The sequence below is a fragment of the Streptomyces sp. NPDC051064 genome, assembly GCF_044455985.1.
Taxonomy (GTDB): domain Bacteria; phylum Actinomycetota; class Actinomycetes; order Streptomycetales; family Streptomycetaceae; genus Streptomyces.
Genome location: NZ_JBITFK010000001.1, coordinates 727,129 through 745,588, shown reverse-complemented (window position 1 = coordinate 745,588; position 18,460 = coordinate 727,129). Strand labels below are relative to the sequence as shown.

Sequence of the window (18,460 nt, the reverse complement as noted above, 5' to 3'; positions counted from 1 at the left end):
GCTGGCGACTACCACCCCCCGGAGGACAGCGGGACCGGCGTGAACATGGGAGGCTCCTCGTCCACGGTCAGGGCGGTCGGGCCGTACAGCCAGTCCACGAACGCGTAGTCGTAGGTGTCACGGGCGCGCAGCAGCGCGTTGCGCTGCTCACGGGCGACGCCGTCGAGGTGCCACAGTTCGCCCCACGAGCGGGAGGTGGTGAGCACCCGGCGGCAGTGCTCGGGACGGCGAAGGCCTCGTCCAGCTCGTCCGGGGTGCCCCAGTCCTCCTGGCCGGCGACGGCCTTGGGGGACTCGAAGACGGCGACCTGGTTGAGGAGTTCGCCGCCGCGCAGGCCGTAGTGGACGAAGTGGCACGACGGGCCGACGTACACGCCAGGGCCGATGGGAGGAGGTCGACCACCTCGCACCCGGACAGGGAGGGCTGAACCTCGGCTGGTCCTGCTACGAGGGCCTGGAGAAGTTCGAGGGCGGCGACTCGTCGCCGTCGGCGTGCCCGTGCGCGTGTCCATGCCCAGCGTGCGCTACGACCCGCACCGCCTCCAGCCCCTGGTCAACACCCTTGACGCCGCGGCGCACGCGCTGGAGAAGGACCTGGCCGAGCAGGAGTGACGGGGCTCCGGCCGGCTGATCAGCCGCCGACGGCGCAGGCGTCCCCGTTGAGCACGAACCGCGGTGGTGACGACGCGTCACCGGTGTGCTCGACGAGATAGCCGAGGGTGATGCTCGCGCCCGGAGCGATCGTGGCGTTGTGCGCGGCGTTGACCGCCTCGATCGTGTTGCTCCCCTGGGTCAGGTCCGTGTTCCAGTCGGAGATGACGGCCTGTCCGAGAGCCAGCGGGAATTCGAGCGTCCAGCCGTTCACGGGTGTCGTGCCCGTGTTGGTGACGGTCAGGTCGACCGTCATGCCCGTACCCCAGGCCTTCACGGTGCGGTCCACCCGGCAGGTGGGTTCCTCCTGAGCGAACGACACCCGGTGCAGCCCGCCGGGCAGGTCGTTCACCACGTAGAACTCCCCGTCGGCGGTCGCCCCGATCGACGTCACCTGGGTGGGCATCTTCCCGATCTCCGCCTGCTCGTAGCCGCCCGCGCCGTCGGGGCGCAGGGCCCAGACCGTGGACGAGCAGTAGTCGGTGGCGATGTACGTGCCGCCGACCAGGTCGGCGTACTCCTGGCCCCGGTAGACGCGGCCGCCGATGACCGAGCAGCCGCCGGTGTACGGCGAGTACGTGAAGACCGGCTCGGTGTACGTCTCGCCCGCCTTGCAGTCGCCGCCCTCGAACTTCTCCAGGCCCTCGTAGCAGGACCAGCCGAGGTTCAGCCCTCCCTGTCCGGGTGCGAGGTGGTCGACCTCCTCCCATCGGCCCTGGCCGACGTCACCGATCCACAGCGAGCCGTCCGCGTCGTCGAAGGAGAACCGCCACGGGTTGCGCAGCCCGTACAGCCAGATCTCCTCGCGGGCGCCCGGGGTGCCCACGAAGGGGTTGTCGCCGGGAACGCAGTAGGCGAGCTCGCCGCAGCTCCGGCTCACGTCGATACGCATGATCTTGCCGAGCAGGGTGTCCAGCCGCTGCGCGGCGCGGAGGGGGTCCGCGGAGCCGCCGCCGTCGCCGATGCTCCAGTACAGGTCGCCGTCCGGGCCGAACGAGAGCTGGCCGCCGTTGTGGTTGCTGTTCTCGGCGTGCTCCTGCGAGAGCAGGACCTCCAGGCGGGACTCGTCGAGCCGGTAGCGGGCGAGGGTGACCGCGCCGTCGGGCAGCGCCGTGTACGCCAGGTACAGGTCCTGGCTGTCGGCGAAGTCGGGCGGGACGGCGATGCCGAGCAGGCCGCGCTCGTTGCCGGACTCGTCCACGGCCGACTTGATGTCGACGATCGGAGTGGCGGCGAGGCCGGTGTCCGGCCGGTAGACGCGGACGGTGCCGGACTTCTCGGTGATGAACAGCCGGTCCGTACCGTCGTCGGGGGCGACGAGTGCGGTGGGCCGTTTCAGTCCGGAGGCGACCTGGGTCGTGGTCGCGCTGAGCGAGGGGAGGGGGACGAGCGGCGTGGCTTCCGCCGCTTCCGTCCGGGGCGGCACGGCATCGGCGGCGGTGGCGGGGAGCGAGAGGGGGGCGGTCAGCAGGAGGGCCAGCAGGAGTGGCCCTGCCCAGCGGCGTCTTGACATGTGTCGGCTCCAGGGTGGGGGACGCTTGCGCAGCGGTGGTCTTCGCACATCGGTGGTGCTTGCACGCGGTGGCGGTTCCATGGAGAGCGAGCGCGGCCAGGCTGCGGCCGCAGCGTCGTGGGAGCGCTCCCGCACCAGGCTGCGCGCCGACGGGCGGGGCGGCAACGCGTGATTGCGCCACCTTCGCGTCCGGTGGCGCGAAAGCGGCGCTGTGAAGGCACGCCGGTAGCTTTGCGGGCTGACACCGGTCGTCTTCCTGAAACGGTCACGGAAGGCGGTCGGGGAGCCGAACCCGACCTGGGCGCCGATGCGTTCCACCGTGTGGTAGGTGGGCTCCAGGAGGTGCTGGGCCTGGCGGATGCGGGCGCGGTGGAGCCACTGGAAGGGCGTCGTGCCGGGCCGCGTCGGCGGCGACGGCGGAGCCGTAGGCATCGCATGCGTGCTGGTGGTGTGCCTGCCGGGGCTTCGCCGGCGCGGCTTCGCCCGGTACGACGCACGCGATCCGCAGCCGTAGGGACCGGGGTCCGGTCAGGCGTCCGTGACGCCCGGCATCTCGCCTCCGGTCGTCGTGGGGTCGAACAGCGAGAACACCGCGCCCTGCGGGTCAGTCAGGGACGCGAACCGGCCGAACGGGATGGTCATCGGGCCGAAGCGGAGCTCCGCCCCGAGCGACTTCGCCTTCTCCACCGCCGCGTCGCAGTCGGCCACGCCGAAGTAGACGTTCAGATGGGCCGGCACCTGGGGCGGGAACTCCTCACCCATCTTCATCCGGCCGAGCACCGGGTCGGCGCCCAGGTCGTAGAGCGAGAAGTCGATCGCGTCGTCGTCCAGGTGCTTCACGCCGTATCCGAAGACGGACCGGAAGAAGGAGTCCGCCTTCGCCGGCTCCCTGGTGTAGATCTCGGCCCAGGCGAAGGCGCCGGGCACCACCCGGGCCTGGAACCCTTCGTGGGTGCCGGCCTGCCACACCCCGAACGCAGCCCCGCCGGGGTCGGTGGCCAGCACCATCGTCCCGAAGTCGCCGACCTGCATCGGCTCCACCAGCACCTGGCCCCCGTGCTCGCGGATCTTCGCCGTGGTGGCGGCGGCGTCCGGCGACGCCAGGTACAGACACCAGGCGTTCGGCGCCTCCTGACCGGGCATGGGAGGCGAGAGCGCGGCGACCGCCCTGCCGTCGACATGGGCCTGGGTGTAGTCGCCGTACTCCGGCATCGACTCCCCGTACGTCCAGCCCAGGAGCTCGCCGTAGAAACGCTTCGCCCCCTCCAGATCGCCGAACGTGCCGTCGGCCCAGCACGGGGTTCCCTCAGTTTCTGCGGCCATGACTCGGACCCTTCTCGGTCGGCGTGCGGTTCCTTCCTGTCACGCTAGCCACACCCCGCCCGACCGGCGCGTCGAGACGCACCACGGGCGCGGGGAAGGGGGGACGTGACGAGGGAGCCGCCCCATGGGTCACTCCTCCCGGAGCCGGAAGAGGCGTTCCCGTACGGCCTCGGCCTCCGGGTCCCGCAGTTCGTCGAAGATCGCGGCGGCCCGGAGCCAGAGCTCTTCGGCCCTGCCGGCGCCGCCCGTCGCCACGAGGGTCTCCCCGAGCCGGACCAGGGTCTCCGCCTCGTGATAGCGGTCGGCGGACGCCCGGAACAGGGCGACGGCCTCGTCGTAGCTGGCGACGGCGCGGTCGTACTGCGCCAGATGGTGGTAGGCGAAGCCGAGGCTGTCGAGGGTGGCCGCCTGGCCGTTGCGGTCACCGGTGCGCCGCTGCCGGTCCAGGGCCTGGGAACAGCTCTCGATGGCTCGTGCGTAGTCCCCCTCCGCGGCGTGGAGCCACCCGATCGCGTTCAGAGTGCGGGCCTCACCGTCCCCGTTGCCGGACAGCCGGTAGAGGCGCAGAGCCTCGTCACCGTGGCGCAGCGCCTCCGTCAGCCGGCCGCCCATGAAACAGAGCTCGACGTAGTTGTGCAGGGTCTGCGCCTGCCCGGTGGGGTCGCCCAGGCGTGCGTACAGATCGAGGGCACGGCGGAGCCGGTCCTCGGCGGTGGCGAGGTTCCCGAGCCGGGAGTCGGCACGGGAGAGCAGACGGCAGGCCATGGCCTGGCCCGTGAGATCGCCGGCCCTCTCGGCGGCGGCGAGTGCGGTCTCCTGGACGGCGCGCTGGTCCTGCCACAGGCCGTGGGGCGCCAGATAGGCGGTGAGCGCCCAGGCGAGCTGCCAGCTGTACGTCTCGAAGCCGTGCCGAGCGGCCTGCGCCACCGTACGCAGCAGCCCCTGGTGCTCGGCGGCGAACCAGGCGAGGGCGGCATCGGTGTCCAGGGCGTGTCCGCCGGTGCCGGGGGACAGACGCGGTACGGGCGTGACGGCCGGCCACTGCGGTTGTACGCGCACGGCTGCGGCGTGGGCGCGGTGCAGGTAGTGGTCGAGGAGCCGCTCGCGGGCGGCCCTGCGGTCCGCGGGAGATTCCACGGTCCGGACGAGTTCGGCCGCGTACCCGCGCAGCAGGTCGTGGAAGACGTACCGTCCGGGGGCGTGTTCGGTCAGCAGGTGCAGCCGGGTCAGCTCCCGGAGCAGCGGCCGGACGGTGCGCTCCGGGTCACCGGCCAGAGCCGCTGCCGCGTCCAGGGTGAGATCGGGCCCGGGATGCAGCCCGATCAGCCGGAACAGACGGGCCGCCCCCTCGGTGAGGGCCAGGTAGGACCAGGACAGGACCCGCCGTGCGCCGACGTCCTCCAGCGCGTCCAGCAGGGCCCCGGCGGGGCGTAGTTCCGCCGCGAAGGTGTGCAGCGGGAAGGACGGGTGGTCCGCCATCCGTGCGGCGACCACGGCGAGGGCGAGGGGCAGCCGCCCGGTGACGGCCACGATCTCCGCTGCCGCCGCCGGCTCCGCGGTGACCCGGCCGCCCAGGCGGCGGACCAGCAGGCTGCTCGACTCCTCCTCGGTCAGCACGCCGAGGGTGACCGTCCGTGCCCCCTCGGTCGTCACCAGCCCCTGCAGCCGGTCCCGGCTGGTGACGATCACCATGCTGTCCCCGGCGCCGGGCAGCAGCGGCCGTGCGTGGGCGGAGTCCCGTGCGTTGTCCAGGACGACGAGCGTGCGGCGGGAGGCCAGCAGGCTGCGGAAGAGCCCGGTGCGGGCCTCCTCGCCCGGCGGTATCCGGGACTGCGGCACGCCCAGCGCCTCGATGAACCCCTGGAGGGCGTCGGTGGCCGGCAGGGCTCCCTCCTCGTCGTATCCGCGCAGGTTCACATGGAGCTGCCCGTCGGGGAAGCGGTCGGCGACCCGGTGGGCCCAGCGCAGCACGAGAGCGGTCTTGCCGATGCCGGCCATTCCGGAGACCGTGGTGATCACCGCGGTCGCAGGATGGCCGGCCCGATGGACGAGACAGGAGTCGAGCGCCGCGATCGAGGTTTCACGTCCGACGAAGTCGTCGGTGACGGCGGGCAGTTGTCTGGGGCTGGGCGGGGGAGCGGGCGTGGCCCGCGCCGGCGCCGGGCGCTGCCTGAGTATGTCCTCGTGCAGGCGGCTCAGTCCGGGGCCGGGTTCGAGGCCGGTCTCCTGGACCAGCACCTCGCGCGCCCGGCGGTAGGCCTCCAGGGCCCCCGCCACGTCCCCGCTCCGGAAGAGGCCCACCATCAGATGGCCCCAGGCCCCCTGCCGCAGCGGATGGTGCTCGACCAGCTCCCGCATGCGGAGGACTGCCTCCGGGCAGCGGTCCTCCGCGATCAGCGCCTCCCCGTACTCCTCCTCGGCATGGCAGCGGCGCTCCTCCAGTCGACCCGCCCAGCGGGTCAGCGCATCCGACAGCGTCAGCCCTTCGAGGAACGTCCCGCGCCACAGCCTCAGCGCCTGGGCCAGCTCCTCGCACGCCCGGGCGGGATCGCCGAGCGTCAGGGCCCGGTGGCCGCGGGCGGCCCCCTCCTCGAATAGGTCGACGTCCCGCCTGCCCGGCTCGACCCGGAGCAGATAGCCGCCCGGCGTGCGCGGTATCCCGTCCCAGGGTCGGCCGTCGCCCAGCGCGCTGCGCAGGCCGCGCACATAGGTCCGCAGATTCGCGGCAGCGGAGGCCGGGGGATCGTCGTCCCACAGTGCAGCCGTCAGCGCTGCGGTGGGCACGGTCTCGGACGGACGCCTGAGAAGGGCCGCCAGCAGCAGGCGCTGTTTGGCGGAGCCCAGGTCGACGGGACGGCCGTCGCGGGAGACCTCCAAGGGGCCGAGAAGAGCGAAACGCACCGATACCCCCTGCCGCACGGTCGAGTTCCGCAACGCGAGCCGCCGAACGCCGAGTTGTGCGCGCTCTATGCGCGGATTGTGCGCTGGTCAGCCTAGCGTTCGCGCCGTTGCGACGAAATCTTCTCTGCAAGGAGTCCTTGATGCGTATGTCCCGGAAGGCGGCCCAGGCCGCGGTGACCGCGGCGGCTCTCGGCGGTTCCATGATCATCTCGGCGACGCCGGCCGCCGCGGCGACGACGGCCCCGACCTGTATCGGCCGCATGGTCACCCAGACGACCGACGGCTTCGACGTGCTTCTCACGAACAGGTGTGGTGGCACCCGTTCGGTGAAGGTCGTCGTCTCGCTGGCCCCGGACAGCTCCTGCTACGTGATGTCCAAGGGCACCAACGTGCTGTACGTCTACCACGGGATCCTCGGGAACTACGACCGCACCGTCAACTGCTGACGACGTTTCGTCGGTCTGCCGTGCGTGGCCCCGCCGGATCCCCCGGGCGTGGCCCGTGCCGCCCCCGTCAGCCGCCGGATGTCCGTGCGGGGCCGACGACCGACCGGGCGACCCCGAGCTCCACCAGGTCCTGGGGGCGCAGCCGGAGCTGGTCGGCGGTGGACCGCACCTCGTCCGGACCGCGCTTCAGGATGGCCGCCGCCAGTTCGGGTGCGATCACCGAGAAGTAACTGTCCGCCGTGACATGGGTGTTGTCCGGCGCGGCCAGCGCCAGCGCCCCGCCGGAGCCGCCCTCGCCGATCACGAGCGTCGTCACGGGGACCCGGGCGCCGGCGACCGCCGCGAAGGCGTCGGCGATGGCGGCGCCCGCGCCCGCCCGTTCCGCCTCCGCGTCGTTGGCGGCGCCGGGGGTGTCGATCAGGGTCAGCACGGGGAGGCCGAGCCGGTCCGCCAGCCGGATCACCCGGGCGGCCGTGCGGTAGCCCGCCGGGCGGGTCGCGGTGCCGCACTGGGCGGCGTACGCCACGGGGCGCCCGGCGTGCAGACCCACCCCGCAGAGCAGCCCCGGATCCCTGCCGCCGCACCGGTCGCCGCTCAAAGGCAGCCGGTCCTCGAAGTACGCGTCCAGATAGGCCTCGGCCCGTGGCCGCGCCGCCGCCCTGGCCTGCTCCACCGCGTCCCAGCCGGTCGCCGGCAGCCCCGTGGCCGACAGCGCGCCCGGTACCGGGGCGGCCCGCACCGGCTCCGCGACCGTCACCGCGGCCAGCCAGCGGCCCAGCGTCCCCGGCAGCTCCTCCGGTGTGACGACCGCGTCGACCTGGCCCGCGGCGAGCTGCCCCTCGGCGGTGTACGCGTGCGGATCCGCGTCGGCGGGCCGCACCCGGGAACCCGCGAAGCCGATCTGCGCACCGGGCAGCGCCAGCACCACGTCGGAGCCCGCCCCCACGGTGGCCCAGCCGCCCCCGGTCGTCGGATCCCGCAGCACCGCGATCTGCGCCAGTCCCTCGGCCCTCAGCCGCGTGGACGCGCGGGCCACCCGCTGAAGCTGTATCAGTGCGATCATGCCCTCCTGCATCCGGCTGCCCCCGGTGGCGACGAGCGAGACGAGCGGCAGCCTCCGCTCGCCCGCCAGCGCGTACGCGGCCTCCAGACGGTCCCCGGTGTGCCCGCCCAACGAGCCGCCCAGGAAACCGAATTCGAACGAGACCAGGACGCACTCCCGGCCGCCGACGACGGCGGTCCCGTACAGCACGGACTCCTCCTCGCCGGTCCGCGCCGAGGCGCGCGCCCTGGACTCCGCGTAACCGCTCCAGCCGAGCGGGCCGTCCGGCGGGACCGGCCGCTCGGCCGGACGGTGTTCCGTGAAGCTCCCGGCGACGGCGGCGATCGCTTCCCGCGCCGACAGGCGGGCGCACGTGGGGTCAGACACCGAGCGACCTCTTCATGATCTTGCCCAGCTCGTTCCGGGGCAGTACGTCGAGGTAGCGGACGACGCGCGGGCGCTTGTGCGGTGCCAGCAGGTCCGCCACGTGGTCCGCCAACTCCTGCTCGCCCGGGGGTGATCCGGGGTCTTCAGGCACCACCCAGGCGACGATCCGCTCGCCGAGGTCCGCGTCCGGCTCACCGGTGACGGCGGCCTCACGCACGCCGGGGTGGTCGAGCAGGGCGTTCTCGATCTCACCGGCACCGATCTTGTAGCCGCCGCTCTTGATGAGGTCGGTGGCCTTGCGCCCGACGATCCGCACATAGCCGTCGGGGTCGACCGTGGCCATGTCGCCCGTACGGAAGAAGCCGTCCTCGGTGAACGCGGCGGCCGTGGCGTCCGGCCGGTTCAGATAGCCGGTGAAGAGGTTCGGGCCGCGCACCTGGATCTCGCCGATGGACGCGGTGTCCTGGAGTACGGTGCCGTCCTCCTCGACGAGCCTGAGCTCCACGCCCGGCAGCGGCGGGCCGACCGTCCCGGCGCGCGGTGCGCCGTCGGCCCGTACGCCCGTGTTCATCAGGGTCTCCGTCATCCCGTACCGCTCGATGACCCTCCGGCCGGTGGCGGCGGCGATCCGTTCGTGATCGTGGACCGGCAGCGCCGCCGAGCCCGAGACCAGCAGCCGGGCGCCCGCCAGGGCCTTCGCGAGGTCGCCGGACCCGGCAGGGCCGTCCAGCGCGCCTGCCAGCCGGTGGTACATCGTGGGCACCCCGAACAGCATCGTCCCCCCGGAGCGGAGCTCCCGGGCCACCCCCTCCGCCGAGAACCGGCCGAGGTGGCGCACGGAGCCGCCCCGGCGCAGCGGGCCCAGGACGCCCAGGATCAGCCCGTGCACGTGGAACAGCGGCAGGGCGTGGACCAGGACGTCCTCGCCGGTCCACTGCCAGGCGTCCTCCAGCGCGTCCAGCGTCGCGGCGATCGCCCGGCGGGGCAGGACGGCGCCCTTGGGCGGGCCCGTGGTGCCGGAGGTGTAGACGACCAGCGCGGGGGAGTCCGCGGAGGGCTCGGGGAGGCCGGCCTCCGTCGGGCGGGCGGCCGTGTCGACATCCAGCCGCTCCAGGCCGCCCAGCGCGGCCGGCAGTACGTCGTCCGCCCCGGCCAGCACCGCCGAGGGCGCGCTGTCGGCGACGATGTGCGTGAGTTCCCGCTCGCCGGTCTTCGGGTTGAGCGGCACGGCGGGCACCCCCGCCCGTAGCGCCGCCACGACGGCGACCACCGTCTCCGGGGTGGACGTGGCCCAGACGGCGACACGCCCCGCCCCCGCGATCCGGGCGGCGAGGGAGGCGGTCGCATCGGCCAACTGTGCGTAGGTCAGGACGTGTTCGCCGAACCGGACGGCCTCGGGGGAGTCCGTCCGGCCCGACGCTCCGCGCAGCGCGGGCAGAAGAGAGGTCACCCGGCGAAGCCTAGGGGCTGTCCACGGACTCTCGAAGAGCGCCGTCAGCCGTCGCGCTGGATGGTCCGCATCCGGCCGTAGGCGTAGACGGCGCCCGCCAGCGCCAGGTCGGAGAGCAGCATGAAGCCGATCGAGTACGAGCCCTTCGCGCTGTAGATCGCCCCCATGATCAGCGGCGGCACGAAGCCGCCGAGCCCGCCCATCGCGCCGACGATGCCGGTCACGCTGCCCACCTTGGCCTGCGGGGTCACCTGCGAGACCAGGGCGAAGACGCTTCCGCTCGCGGTGCCGAGCCCGGCCGCCATGCAGAGCAGCGCGATCGTGCCGAGCGGATTCAGCGGGGGGTCGAAGGCCTGGACGATGGCCATCAGGGCGGCCAGCAGCAGAGCCCCGGCCGTGACCAGGGCGGGGTGGATCCGGTCCGACAGCCAGCCGCCGATCGGCCGGAAGATGACGGTGACCAGCGCGAACCCCGCCGCCTTGGTGCCCGCCTCCGTCGGTGACATCTCGTACCAGGTCTTCAGATACGTCGGCAGGTACACCCCGAACGCGACGATGCCGCCGAAGCCGATCGCGTACAGCGCGGACAGCTCCCAGGTCACCCGCAGCCGGCTCGCCTCGCCCAGCCGGTGGGCCAGCGAGTCCGCCGGGATCTTGCGCTCCGGGTGGTCGCTGATGAGGACCGCCGCGAGCAGCGAGTAGACGAGGAGCGCCCCCGCGACGATCCAGAACGGCAGGTTCTCGCTGTGCTTGGCGATCCTCGGCGTGAAGTAGCCGGACAGCGCGACGCCGCCCATGCCCATACCGAACACGCCGAGCGCGAGACCCCGTTTCGCGGGCGGGAACCACGAGTTGACCAGGGGGATGCCGATCGCGAACGTGGTGCCGCCGAGCCCGAGCAGGAAGCCGACGGCCAGCATCGCCCCGTAGGAGTCCTTCGCGGGGATGAGCAGCAGCACCGGGACGATCGTCAGCGCCGAGACGACCGGGAACATCAGCTTGGCGCCGAACCTGTCGGTCAGCGCGCCCGCCGGGATCCGGCCGAGTGAGCCGACGAGCACGGGCACCGCCACCAGAAGCGACTGCTGGAAGGAGCTCAGACCGAGCCGCTCCTTGAAGTCACCGGACAGGGGGGAGATCAGGTTCCACGCCCAGAAGGTGAGGGTGAACCCGATCGTGGCCGTGATCAGGTTCCGGTAGGCGGCGGCGGATCGTCTCCGGTCCGGGGCGGGGGCCTGCTTGGCGGTTGTCTCCACACCGCAAGTCAAGGGGGGAGGGGAAGGCGCGGCACGGCGGGCTGCGCCATCCGGGTAAGGCCGTCGCACGGCAGACGCCCCATGGGCGGAGGGCCTCCCGGCGGCCCCGGGACGGGCCTCTCACCCGCCGTTTCCCGCCCCGGGCTGCGACAATCACCGGTATGGACCGGTTGGACAGAGAGATCCTCGGCATTCTTCAGGAGGACGCCCGGATCTCGTACCGCGATCTGGGCGTACGCGTGGGGCTCAGTGCCAACGCGGCGGGCGACCGCGTGCGCCGGATGCGCCGCGACGGGGTGATCCGCGGCTTCACGGTCATCGTCGACCCGGCCGCCGACACCCGTTCGGGCCTCGTCGTCTTCATCGACGTGTCGTTGCGTCTCGACACGACGAACGAGGAGTTCGAACGCTCGGTGCTGACCCTCCCCGGCATCACCGAGGTGGTGCACGTGACGGGCGCCCACGACTACCTCGTACGCGCCACGGCGGCCGACCCCGGTTCCCTGGACACGCTGCTGCGACGGCTGAAGAAGGACGCGGGCGTCGCCCACTCCAACACCCGGATCGCCCTCAGAGCGGCGCCTGCCAGGTGACGGTCGGCGACCGTTCGCCGTCCTCGGCGCGCCCGTTGTCCGCGACCACCAGCCGCACCGCCGCACGCCCGTCGGGCAGCCGCGCCGTCGCGTCCACCTCGACCTCGACGGCCGACACCCCCGCCCGCCGGTGCGCGGCCGCCAGGGCGCCGCGCAGCACGTCGAGCAGTTCCCCGTCCACCGGCTCCCTCACCAGGGCGTCCACCGCGCCGGTGAACTGAACGGACGGCTGGAAGCCGAGCACCGCCGCCGCTCCGCCGGTCTCGCGCAGGACCCGGCCGCGGAAGGTCGCGGGGGCCTCGGCCGGCGGCTGCTGGAGCGCGAAGATCGCGGTCCTGACCTCCTGGATCGTGGAGTCCAGCTCGTCGACCGCGTGTCCGAGCAGCTCGGCGGTCCCGGTGTCGCCCGCCAGGTCCTTGCGGCGGGTCGACTCCAGCATCATCTCCGTCGCGAACAGCCGCTGTACGACGAGGTCGTGCAGGTCACGGGCGATGCGGTCGCGGTCCTCGTAGACCGCCAGCTGCTCCCTGTAGTGCCGCGCGTCGGCCATCACCAGGGCCAGCGCCGCCTGGGAGGCGAACTGGGAGGCGAGCTGCCGGTCCATCGCCGTGTACGGGGCCTCGCCACGCCTCCGGGGGAGGGCGAGCGTGCCGATGAGCCTGCCCTCGTTCTCCAGGGGCAGCATCATGCTGGGGCCGAACCGGGACCGCACGGGCGTCGTCATCCGGTCGTCCGTCGCGGAGTCCTCGATGAAGACCTCCTCCCCGCCCAGCAGTTGCACGAGGACGGGGGAGCCCGGCTCGATGGCGGTGCCGACGAGTCCGGCCGGATCGTCCAGCGTGGAGGCGGCGACGATCTCCATCCCGCCGCCCGGGGTCGGCTGGAGGATCACCCCGGCCGCCGCGTCGGCCAGCACCCTGGCCCGCTCGGCGACCGTCGTCAGCGCGTCCGTCGTACCCGCTCCGGTCAGCAGCGCCCGGGTGACGGCTGCCGCCCCCTCGATCCAGTGTTCCCGCTGTCGTGCCGCCTCGTACAGATGGGCGCCGCTGATCGCCGCGGCGGCCTGGGAGGCGAGCAACCGCAGCAGCGCCGACTCGGTGGCCGTGAAGCGCCCCGGCTCCCCGGCGGTGAGGCAGAGGCTGCCGAGCACCTCGGTGTGCACCCGGACGGGCGCCCCGAGGAAGGAGCGCATCGGGAGGAGCGGCTCCGGAAGGGTGCGGGGGTGCGGACCGGCCGTCAGGTCGTCGACGCGTACGGCCTGGGCCTCGTCCACGAGGGCCCCGAGGATCCCCGTACGCCCGTCCAGGAGCGGGCTCGCGGCGCGGCGTTCACCCTCGGTCAGGCCGGTGGTGAACAGGTCGGTGACATGGCGGTCCTCCCCGTGGAGGAGGGCCAGGGCGCCGTAGCGCGCCCCGGCCAGCGCCGTCGCGGTGTCCACGATGTGCTGGAGGGTGGTCCGCAGGTCGAGATCCGTCCCGTCCACCGGCGAGCCCGCCGGCGCTCAGCCGGCGAGCGGGGCGAGGACCAGCGGCTGGACCGTGCCGTCCAGCATCGCGCCGAGCCCCAGCACCGAGCACACGTCGGGGTGCTCGGCGATGGTCACCGGCACGCCCGTGGCGTCGCGCAGCATCTGGTCGAGCCCAGGCAGCAGGGCGCTGCCGCCGACCATCATGATCCCGGAGTCCGCGATGTCGGCCACCAGGTCGGGCGGGCAGTCACGCAGCACCTTCCCCAGCCCGTCGAGCACCGCGGTCAGCGGGGCGTGGATCGCCTGGCGTACGGCGGCGGTGTCGACCTGGACCGAACGGGCCAGACCGGTCGCCACGTCGCGGCCGTGGATCTCCGTCATCGCGGGGCCGGCGAGCGTGAGGCCGTTGCCGCGGAGCGCCAGCTGCAGGGGGCGCACGGACTGGCTGGGCAGCATCAGCTCGTGGTGCTGTCGCAGATGCTGGATGACCGCCTGGTCGATGGCCTCGCCGCCGATCGGGATGCGTACGGCCGTCACGATCGAGCCGAGCGACAGCACGGCGATCTGGGTGGTGGCGGCCCCGCAGACCATGATCATGGTGGCGGTCGGCTGCTCGACCGGCAGCCCGCAGCCGATGGCCGCGGCGATCAGGGTGTCGACCAGCTCCACCCGCCGCGCGCCGAGCCCCACGAGGGTCTCGACGGCCGCCCGCTGGGCCAGCGGATCGGCGTCGTGCGGGACACAGGCGGCGGCCCGCAGCCGCGGCTTGCGGCGCAGCTGGCGGCGGAGCTTCTCACCGAGCAGATGGCGCAGCATCCGCTGCGCCATGTCGATGTCGACGACGGTTCCGCCGGAGACCGGGCGGGCCACTCGGATGTACGCGGGCGTACGGCCCGTCATCTGCTCGGCGAGCGTGCCGACGGCCATGAGCGAGCCGGTGCGCGTGTTCACGGCGGCGACACTGGGCTCGTCGACGACGAGGCCCACTCCCTTGATGTACACACGGGTCCTCGCGGCCCCGAGATCGACGGCGACATGGCAACGGCGCAACTGTTCGAGACTGACGGTCACGGCAGGTTCTCCCGAGAGCGCTGACGGGGGGTACCGGCGGCAGCCGGCTGTCCTGGCATCGTCGCGCCGTGGCCGGGGCGGCGCGCGCTGGGTGAGCCGTAGGGGGGAACCGAGCTGACGGCGCGACAGATCTCAGGGGCCGTCAGGCAGCATCCGCTGGAACAGTCCCCAGGTGAACTCGGCGACGCGGGGCCGGCCGCCGGGCGTGGCCGGATCGGTGAAGGCCAGCGCCCAGCGGGTCGGCGCGCTGCCCTCCATGGGGCGCGCCGGGGCGAACGCCCGGGCCACCTCGTCGACGGTGCACGACCAGGGGAGCAGGTCGGCGGCCGTACGCAGCTCGGGGCCCGCGGCGCCCGGGGCGCGGACCAGCCACTCGTTCCACACGGCTCCGCCGGGGCCCGCCATCACCTCGAACCGCAGGTCCGGCCAGAGCGGCAGCGGCCACAGGAGCGCGTCGCACTCCAGGTCGCCGACCTTGCGGCGTACGGACGACTCGGGCTCGCCCAGGACCGAGCGGTAGCGGCGCAGCGCGCCCCGGCCGCGCGGGGCGCGCAGCATCGCCTGCCAGCGGCGGTTCGCCTCCCGCATCTCGGCGAGGGAGGCACTCAGTTCATGACGGGCGTCCTCGACGAGGTCCGGCTGGTGGTCGGCCATCCGGCGCAGCAGGACGAGCTGGAACTGGAGCGGCCCGAACGGGGCGGGAGCGGTCATGGGCCCCATCCTGCCGATTGTCGAACGTATCGGGCGGCGTACTCCGGAGTCCTGGATTCCACACAGGATCCTCACCTGTGCGACTTCCCGTGTTGTTCCGTACACGTCTAGTCTGCGGGCGCCATGGATTACTGCCACCCGTGCCGACGGCACCTCAACGGGGCACTGGCCTGCGCCGGTTGCGGGACCCCCGCCGACGCGCTGGTCCCCTATGCCCTCGCGGGCCCTCCAGGCGGTGACCGGGAGCCGCCCGGCGAGACCCTGGAGGCGTCCGGTGCCGCCGGTCACCGCCGCCGCGCCCGGGGCAGCGCGCGGAAGCGTGGCCGCCGCACGCACCGGCGGCGTGGCCGCGCGCTGCTGCTGACGGCTGCGGGCGTGGCGCTGGCGCTGGGCGCGCTGAGCCTCGCCGAGCTGGCCATGGAGCCCGGGGGCGACAGCGGTGCCTCGGAGTACGTGAGCGAGGCCACGGCCGCCGCCACGGAGCCTGTCCCGTCCGCGTCGTCGAGCACGGAGCCCGACGACCCCGGCCCGGTGGAGGTGCCCACCGTCGTGCCGGTCACCGACTCCCACTCCGCGACCGCGACAGGCGGCCCGGCCCGCACCACGGCGCCCGGGGTGCCCCCGTCGCCCTCCGCCCCCGCGGGCACGTCGCCGTCCGCCTCCGAGCCCGCGGACCCGGAGGAAACGGAAGCGCCGGCCGAGCCCTCGGGCTCCGGGAAGCCGACCGTGGCTCCGACGTCGCCGGAACCCTCGGACGAGCCCACGCCCACCCCGTCGCCGACGGAGACCTGTCACTTGTGGATCTTCTGCTTCTGACACGGCAGGGGTGCTAGGCGGCGTCCTCGCCGAGCATCCTGCGCAGCAGGTCACGGAGCACCGTCCGCTCCGACTCCGACAGCTCCGCGAGCGGCTCCCGGGCGAAGTCCAGCGCGTCCCGCAACTGCCGGGCCGTCCGGACGCCCTCCTCGGTCGGGGCGGCGAGCTTCACCCGCCGGTCGGCCGGGTCCGGGCGGCGTTCCACCAGGCCACGGAGCTCCAGCCGGTCGACTATGCCCGTGATGTTGGACGGTTCACACTTCAGTTTCCGGGCAACCTTGCGCATGGGCATCGGTTCCAGGGAGAGCAGTCCGAGCACCCTGGCCTGTGCGCCGGTCAGCGCGTGTGTGGCCGCGGCCCGCTCGTACTCCTCGTGGTAACGCGCCACGACGCCGCCGATGAGCTGGATGACGTCGAGGGTGAGCGGATCCGTGCGCGAGGTGGCCATGACACCCAGGGTACCGAATTACTTGACAAGGTGAAATATCTGGACGCATGGTTGTTTCATGTCCTGAAGCTTTTCGCTTCCCGCCCCGCACGACATCGAGGAGAACCGAGCCCATGTCCGCACTTCCCACGTCCAGCCGCGAATGGCACCTCGTCGCCCGTCCGCACGGATGGCCCGAGGCCTCGGATTTCGCGCTGCGCGAGGCGCCGGTGGCCGCTCCCGGTGAGGGCCGCGTCCTCGTCCGCAACCTGCACTTCTCGGTCGACCCCTACATGCGCGGCCGGATGAACGACGTGAAGTCGTACACCCCGCCCTTCAAGCTCGACCACCCCATGGAAGGCGGCGCGGTCGGCGAGATCGTCGCGTCGAACGCCGAGGGCTTCGCCGTCGGCGACCACGTCCTGCACGGCCTCGGCTGGCGCGAGTACGCCGACGTCCCCGCCAAGCACGCGGTGAAGGTCGACGCCTCGCTCGCCCCGCTCTCCGCCTACCTCGGCGTGCTCGGCATGACCGGGCTCACGGCCTACGCCGGCCTGTTCGACGTCGCCTCCTTCAAGGAGGGTGACGCCGTCTTCGTCTCCGGCGCCGCCGGTGCGGTCGGCAGCCAGGTCGGCCAGATGGCCAGGATCAAGGGCGCCTCCCGGGTCATCGGCTCGGCCGGCTCCGACGAGAAGGTCAAGCTCCTCACCGAGGAGTACGGCTTCGACGCGGCCTTCAACTACAAGAACGGCCCCGTCCGGCAGCAGCTCGCCGAGGCCGCCCCCGACGGCATCGACGTCTACTTCGACAACGTCGGCGGTGAGCACCTGGAGGCCGCGATCTCCTCGTTCAACGTCCACGGCCGCGCCACCATCTGCGGAATGATCGCCCAGTACAACGCCACGGAGCCCACCCCGGCCCCGCGCAACCTGGCGCTCGTCATCGGCAAGCGGCTGCGTCTGCAGGGCATGCTCGTCGGCGACCACTCCGCGCTCCAGCCGCAGTTCGTCGAGGACGTCGCCGGCTGGCTGGCCTCCGGCGAGCTCAAGTACCGCGAGACGAAGGTCGAGGGCATCGAGAACGGCTACGACGCCTTCGTCGGCCTGCTGCGCGGCGAGAACACCGGCAAGATGATCGTCTCGCTGGACGCCTGACGGCTCCCTGCCGGTGGCGGGCCGCTGGTTACGGGCCCGCCACCGGCAACCGAGGCCACCCGTCACCGCCCCTCGCGGTCCGAGGGAGGCCACACGTACGGCAGATCGGGCGGCACGTCCGGGAAGAGCGGGCGGTAGTACGCAGGGTCCTTGCGTACGAGCGCGGAGCGGTGGCTCTCGTGCAGCGCCTCGTCACCCAGCCACGGGGGCAGTTCCGCCGCCGCCGCGAGTTCCGCGGCCGACCGGACGGCGGTGCGCCCGAGCGAGGCGGCGAGGTCCGTGCGCAGGGTCGCCGCACAGGTGTCGGCCCTGCCCTCGGCGGTCCACGCGGCGCACATGTCCAGGCCGTAGCGGACGAGCGCCTCCTCGTACCCGGTCCACATGTGGACGGCGGGGTGGTGCCGCCAGCCGTAGCCGGGGACGGTGAGTCCTCGCAGCACCTGGATCGCCTCGACCCGTTGCTTGCCCAGCCGTCGGGGGTCCAGTGTGAGGGCACTCCGGGAGAAATCGGCGTAGGGCAGGAAAGTCTGCATGAATCATGCCTACCGCGTCCGCGCCGGAGTGCCCGCCCCCGTCACCCGCTAGGCTCGGCGCAGCCCGTCGCGATCGTGGGCGCGAGTCGCGGCGCACCAGCAGGAGGAATGACCGCATGACCATCCAGAGCATCGACGTGGCCTACACCGCCGTCGCCACCGCTGAGAACGGCCGCGACGGCCGCGTCTCCACCGACGACGGCAAGCTCGACGTCGTCGTCAACCCGCCGAAGGAGATGGGCGGCAGCGGCGCGGGGACCAACCCCGAGCAGCTCTTCGCGGCCGGCTACAGCGCCTGCTTCCAGGGCGCCCTGGGTGTGGTCGCCCGTCAGGAGAAGGCCGACATCTCCGGTTCGACGGTGACGGCGTCGGTCTCCATCGGCAAGACGGAGGCGGGCGGCTTCGGCCTGGAGGTCGCGATCAGCGCCTCCATACCGAACGTCGACACCGCCACCGCGCAGGCGCTCGTCGAGAAGGCGCACCAGGTGTGCCCGTACTCGAACGCCACCCGGGGCAACATCAAGGTCGAGCTGTCCGCCGGCTGAGCCTGACCGCGTACGTCCGAGGGCCGCATCCCGTCACAGGGGTGCGGCCCTCGGACGTGTGCGGCCGCCCGTATCCGTAAAAGCGCGCAGAGGCATTGACGGCCGTGGAGGTTGAACTCTACGGTCCCGTTCGAGGTTACGAGCAGCATTCGAAATATCGAACGAGTAAGGAAG

General features: G+C 72.9%; 17 protein-coding genes and 2 pseudogenes. 6 read left to right on the top strand and 13 right to left on the bottom strand.

The genetic code is table 11. The features are described 5' to 3' along the window. Nucleotides 1-8: 8 nt before the first annotated feature. From ACIBCU_RS03515 to ACIBCU_RS03505, 3 genes and pseudogenes are all read right to left on the bottom strand, one after another. Nucleotides 9-373 (bottom strand): annotated as a pseudogene (locus ACIBCU_RS03515) (3-hydroxybenzoate 6-hydroxylase); the annotation flags it as partial. A 257-nt stretch (nt 374-630) separates the two neighbouring features. Next, nucleotides 631-2,163 carry a PQQ-dependent sugar dehydrogenase gene (locus ACIBCU_RS03510; RefSeq protein WP_362939314.1) on the bottom strand — a complete coding sequence of 511 codons (1,533 nt, stop codon included), beginning with the start codon at nt 2,161-2,163 and terminating at the stop codon, nt 631-633. Between the two features lie 213 nt (nt 2,164-2,376). Next, nucleotides 2,377-2,559: pseudogene (locus ACIBCU_RS03505) on the bottom strand (helix-turn-helix domain-containing protein); the annotation flags it as partial. On the opposite strand from ACIBCU_RS03505, the gene ACIBCU_RS03500 reads away from it, so the two are divergent. Beyond that, a complete protein-coding gene (locus ACIBCU_RS03500; protein WP_399229754.1) occupies nt 2,492-2,677 on the top strand; it encodes a hypothetical protein in 186 nt (61 codons plus the stop codon). The pseudogene ACIBCU_RS03505 and the gene ACIBCU_RS03500 sit on opposite strands and share 68 nt — an antisense overlap. A 14-nt stretch (nt 2,678-2,691) precedes the next feature. On the opposite strand, the gene ACIBCU_RS03495 is transcribed toward ACIBCU_RS03500, so the two are convergent. Both ACIBCU_RS03495 and ACIBCU_RS03490 read right to left on the bottom strand, forming a co-directional pair. Beyond that, nucleotides 2,692-3,486: a VOC family protein gene (locus ACIBCU_RS03495; protein ID WP_362939240.1), complete on the bottom strand. Its 795-nt coding sequence runs from the start codon at nt 3,484-3,486 to the stop codon at nt 2,692-2,694. A 129-nt stretch (nt 3,487-3,615) separates the two neighbouring features. Continuing rightward, nucleotides 3,616-6,387 (bottom strand): BTAD domain-containing putative transcriptional regulator, encoded by a 2,772-nt coding sequence (locus tag ACIBCU_RS03490; RefSeq protein ID WP_399228931.1) that lies wholly within the window; start codon nt 6,385-6,387, stop codon nt 3,616-3,618. Nucleotides 6,388-6,527: 140 nt separating this feature from the next. On the opposite strand from ACIBCU_RS03490, the gene ACIBCU_RS03485 reads away from it, so the two are divergent. Then, complete coding sequence (locus tag ACIBCU_RS03485) at nt 6,528-6,833, top strand: beta-Ig-H3/fasciclin (protein ID WP_362939234.1); 306 nt, start codon at nt 6,528-6,530, stop codon at nt 6,831-6,833. Between the two features lie 67 nt (nt 6,834-6,900). On the opposite strand, the gene ACIBCU_RS03480 is transcribed toward ACIBCU_RS03485, so the two are convergent. From ACIBCU_RS03480 to ACIBCU_RS03470, 3 genes are read right to left on the bottom strand one after another with little or no spacing between them, the layout of a single operon-like run. Then, the gene (locus ACIBCU_RS03480; RefSeq protein WP_399228929.1) at nt 6,901-8,262 is read right to left on the bottom strand and encodes a carboxyl transferase domain-containing protein; all 1,362 of its coding nucleotides are present in this window, start codon (nt 8,260-8,262) and stop codon (nt 6,901-6,903) included. After that, on the bottom strand, nt 8,255-9,712 hold the full coding sequence (locus tag ACIBCU_RS03475; RefSeq protein WP_399228927.1) for an acyl-CoA synthetase: 1,458 nt from the start codon (nt 9,710-9,712) through the stop codon (nt 8,255-8,257). The genes ACIBCU_RS03480 and ACIBCU_RS03475 overlap by 8 nt, the downstream gene beginning before the upstream one ends. A 44-nt stretch (nt 9,713-9,756) precedes the next feature. Beyond that, complete coding sequence (locus ACIBCU_RS03470; protein ID WP_399228925.1) at nt 9,757-10,968, bottom strand: nitrate/nitrite transporter; 1,212 nt, start codon at nt 10,966-10,968, stop codon at nt 9,757-9,759. Between the two features lie 161 nt (nt 10,969-11,129). On the opposite strand from ACIBCU_RS03470, the gene ACIBCU_RS03465 reads away from it, so the two are divergent. Continuing rightward, on the top strand, nt 11,130-11,561 hold the full coding sequence (locus ACIBCU_RS03465) for an Lrp/AsnC family transcriptional regulator (protein ID WP_362939222.1): 432 nt from the start codon (nt 11,130-11,132) through the stop codon (nt 11,559-11,561). Here the strand turns inward: ACIBCU_RS03465 and ACIBCU_RS03460 are convergent. From ACIBCU_RS03460 to ACIBCU_RS03450, 3 genes are all read right to left on the bottom strand, one after another. Beyond that, entirely contained in the window at nt 11,539-13,044 is a 1,506-nt protein-coding gene (locus ACIBCU_RS03460; RefSeq protein WP_399228922.1) for a GAF domain-containing protein, read from the bottom strand. The genes ACIBCU_RS03465 and ACIBCU_RS03460 overlap by 23 nt on opposite strands. Nucleotides 13,045-13,062: 18 nt before the next feature. Beyond that, nucleotides 13,063-14,100: a rod shape-determining protein gene (locus ACIBCU_RS03455; protein ID WP_362939217.1), complete on the bottom strand. Its 1,038-nt coding sequence runs from the start codon at nt 14,098-14,100 to the stop codon at nt 13,063-13,065. A 132-nt stretch (nt 14,101-14,232) separates the two neighbouring features. Continuing rightward, on the bottom strand, nt 14,233-14,811 hold the full coding sequence (locus ACIBCU_RS03450) for a hypothetical protein (protein WP_362939215.1): 579 nt from the start codon (nt 14,809-14,811) through the stop codon (nt 14,233-14,235). A 123-nt stretch (nt 14,812-14,934) separates the two neighbouring features. Between ACIBCU_RS03450 and ACIBCU_RS03445 the strand changes: the two genes are divergently transcribed. After that, nucleotides 14,935-15,627 (top strand): hypothetical protein, encoded by a 693-nt coding sequence (locus ACIBCU_RS03445; RefSeq protein WP_399228919.1) that lies wholly within the window; start codon nt 14,935-14,937, stop codon nt 15,625-15,627. A gap of 13 nt (nt 15,628-15,640) precedes the next feature. On the opposite strand, the gene ACIBCU_RS03440 is transcribed toward ACIBCU_RS03445, so the two are convergent. Further along, on the bottom strand, nt 15,641-16,075 hold the full coding sequence (locus ACIBCU_RS03440; RefSeq protein WP_356707579.1) for a MarR family transcriptional regulator: 435 nt from the start codon (nt 16,073-16,075) through the stop codon (nt 15,641-15,643). 113 nt (nt 16,076-16,188) lie between these two features. Between ACIBCU_RS03440 and ACIBCU_RS03435 the strand changes: the two genes are divergently transcribed. Next, on the top strand, nt 16,189-17,208 hold the full coding sequence (locus tag ACIBCU_RS03435) for an NADP-dependent oxidoreductase (protein WP_362939209.1): 1,020 nt from the start codon (nt 16,189-16,191) through the stop codon (nt 17,206-17,208). 62 nt (nt 17,209-17,270) lie between these two features. Here ACIBCU_RS03435 and ACIBCU_RS03430 read toward each other — a convergent pair whose 3' ends face one another. Continuing rightward, nucleotides 17,271-17,741, bottom strand: a complete 471-nt coding sequence (locus ACIBCU_RS03430; RefSeq protein ID WP_362939206.1) for an MSMEG_6728 family protein — start codon at nt 17,739-17,741, stop codon at nt 17,271-17,273. Nucleotides 17,742-17,857: 116 nt separating this feature from the next. On the opposite strand from ACIBCU_RS03430, the gene ACIBCU_RS03425 reads away from it, so the two are divergent. After that, nucleotides 17,858-18,286: an organic hydroperoxide resistance protein gene (locus ACIBCU_RS03425; protein ID WP_362939203.1), complete on the top strand. Its 429-nt coding sequence runs from the start codon at nt 17,858-17,860 to the stop codon at nt 18,284-18,286. Nucleotides 18,287-18,460: the final 174 nt, after the last annotated feature.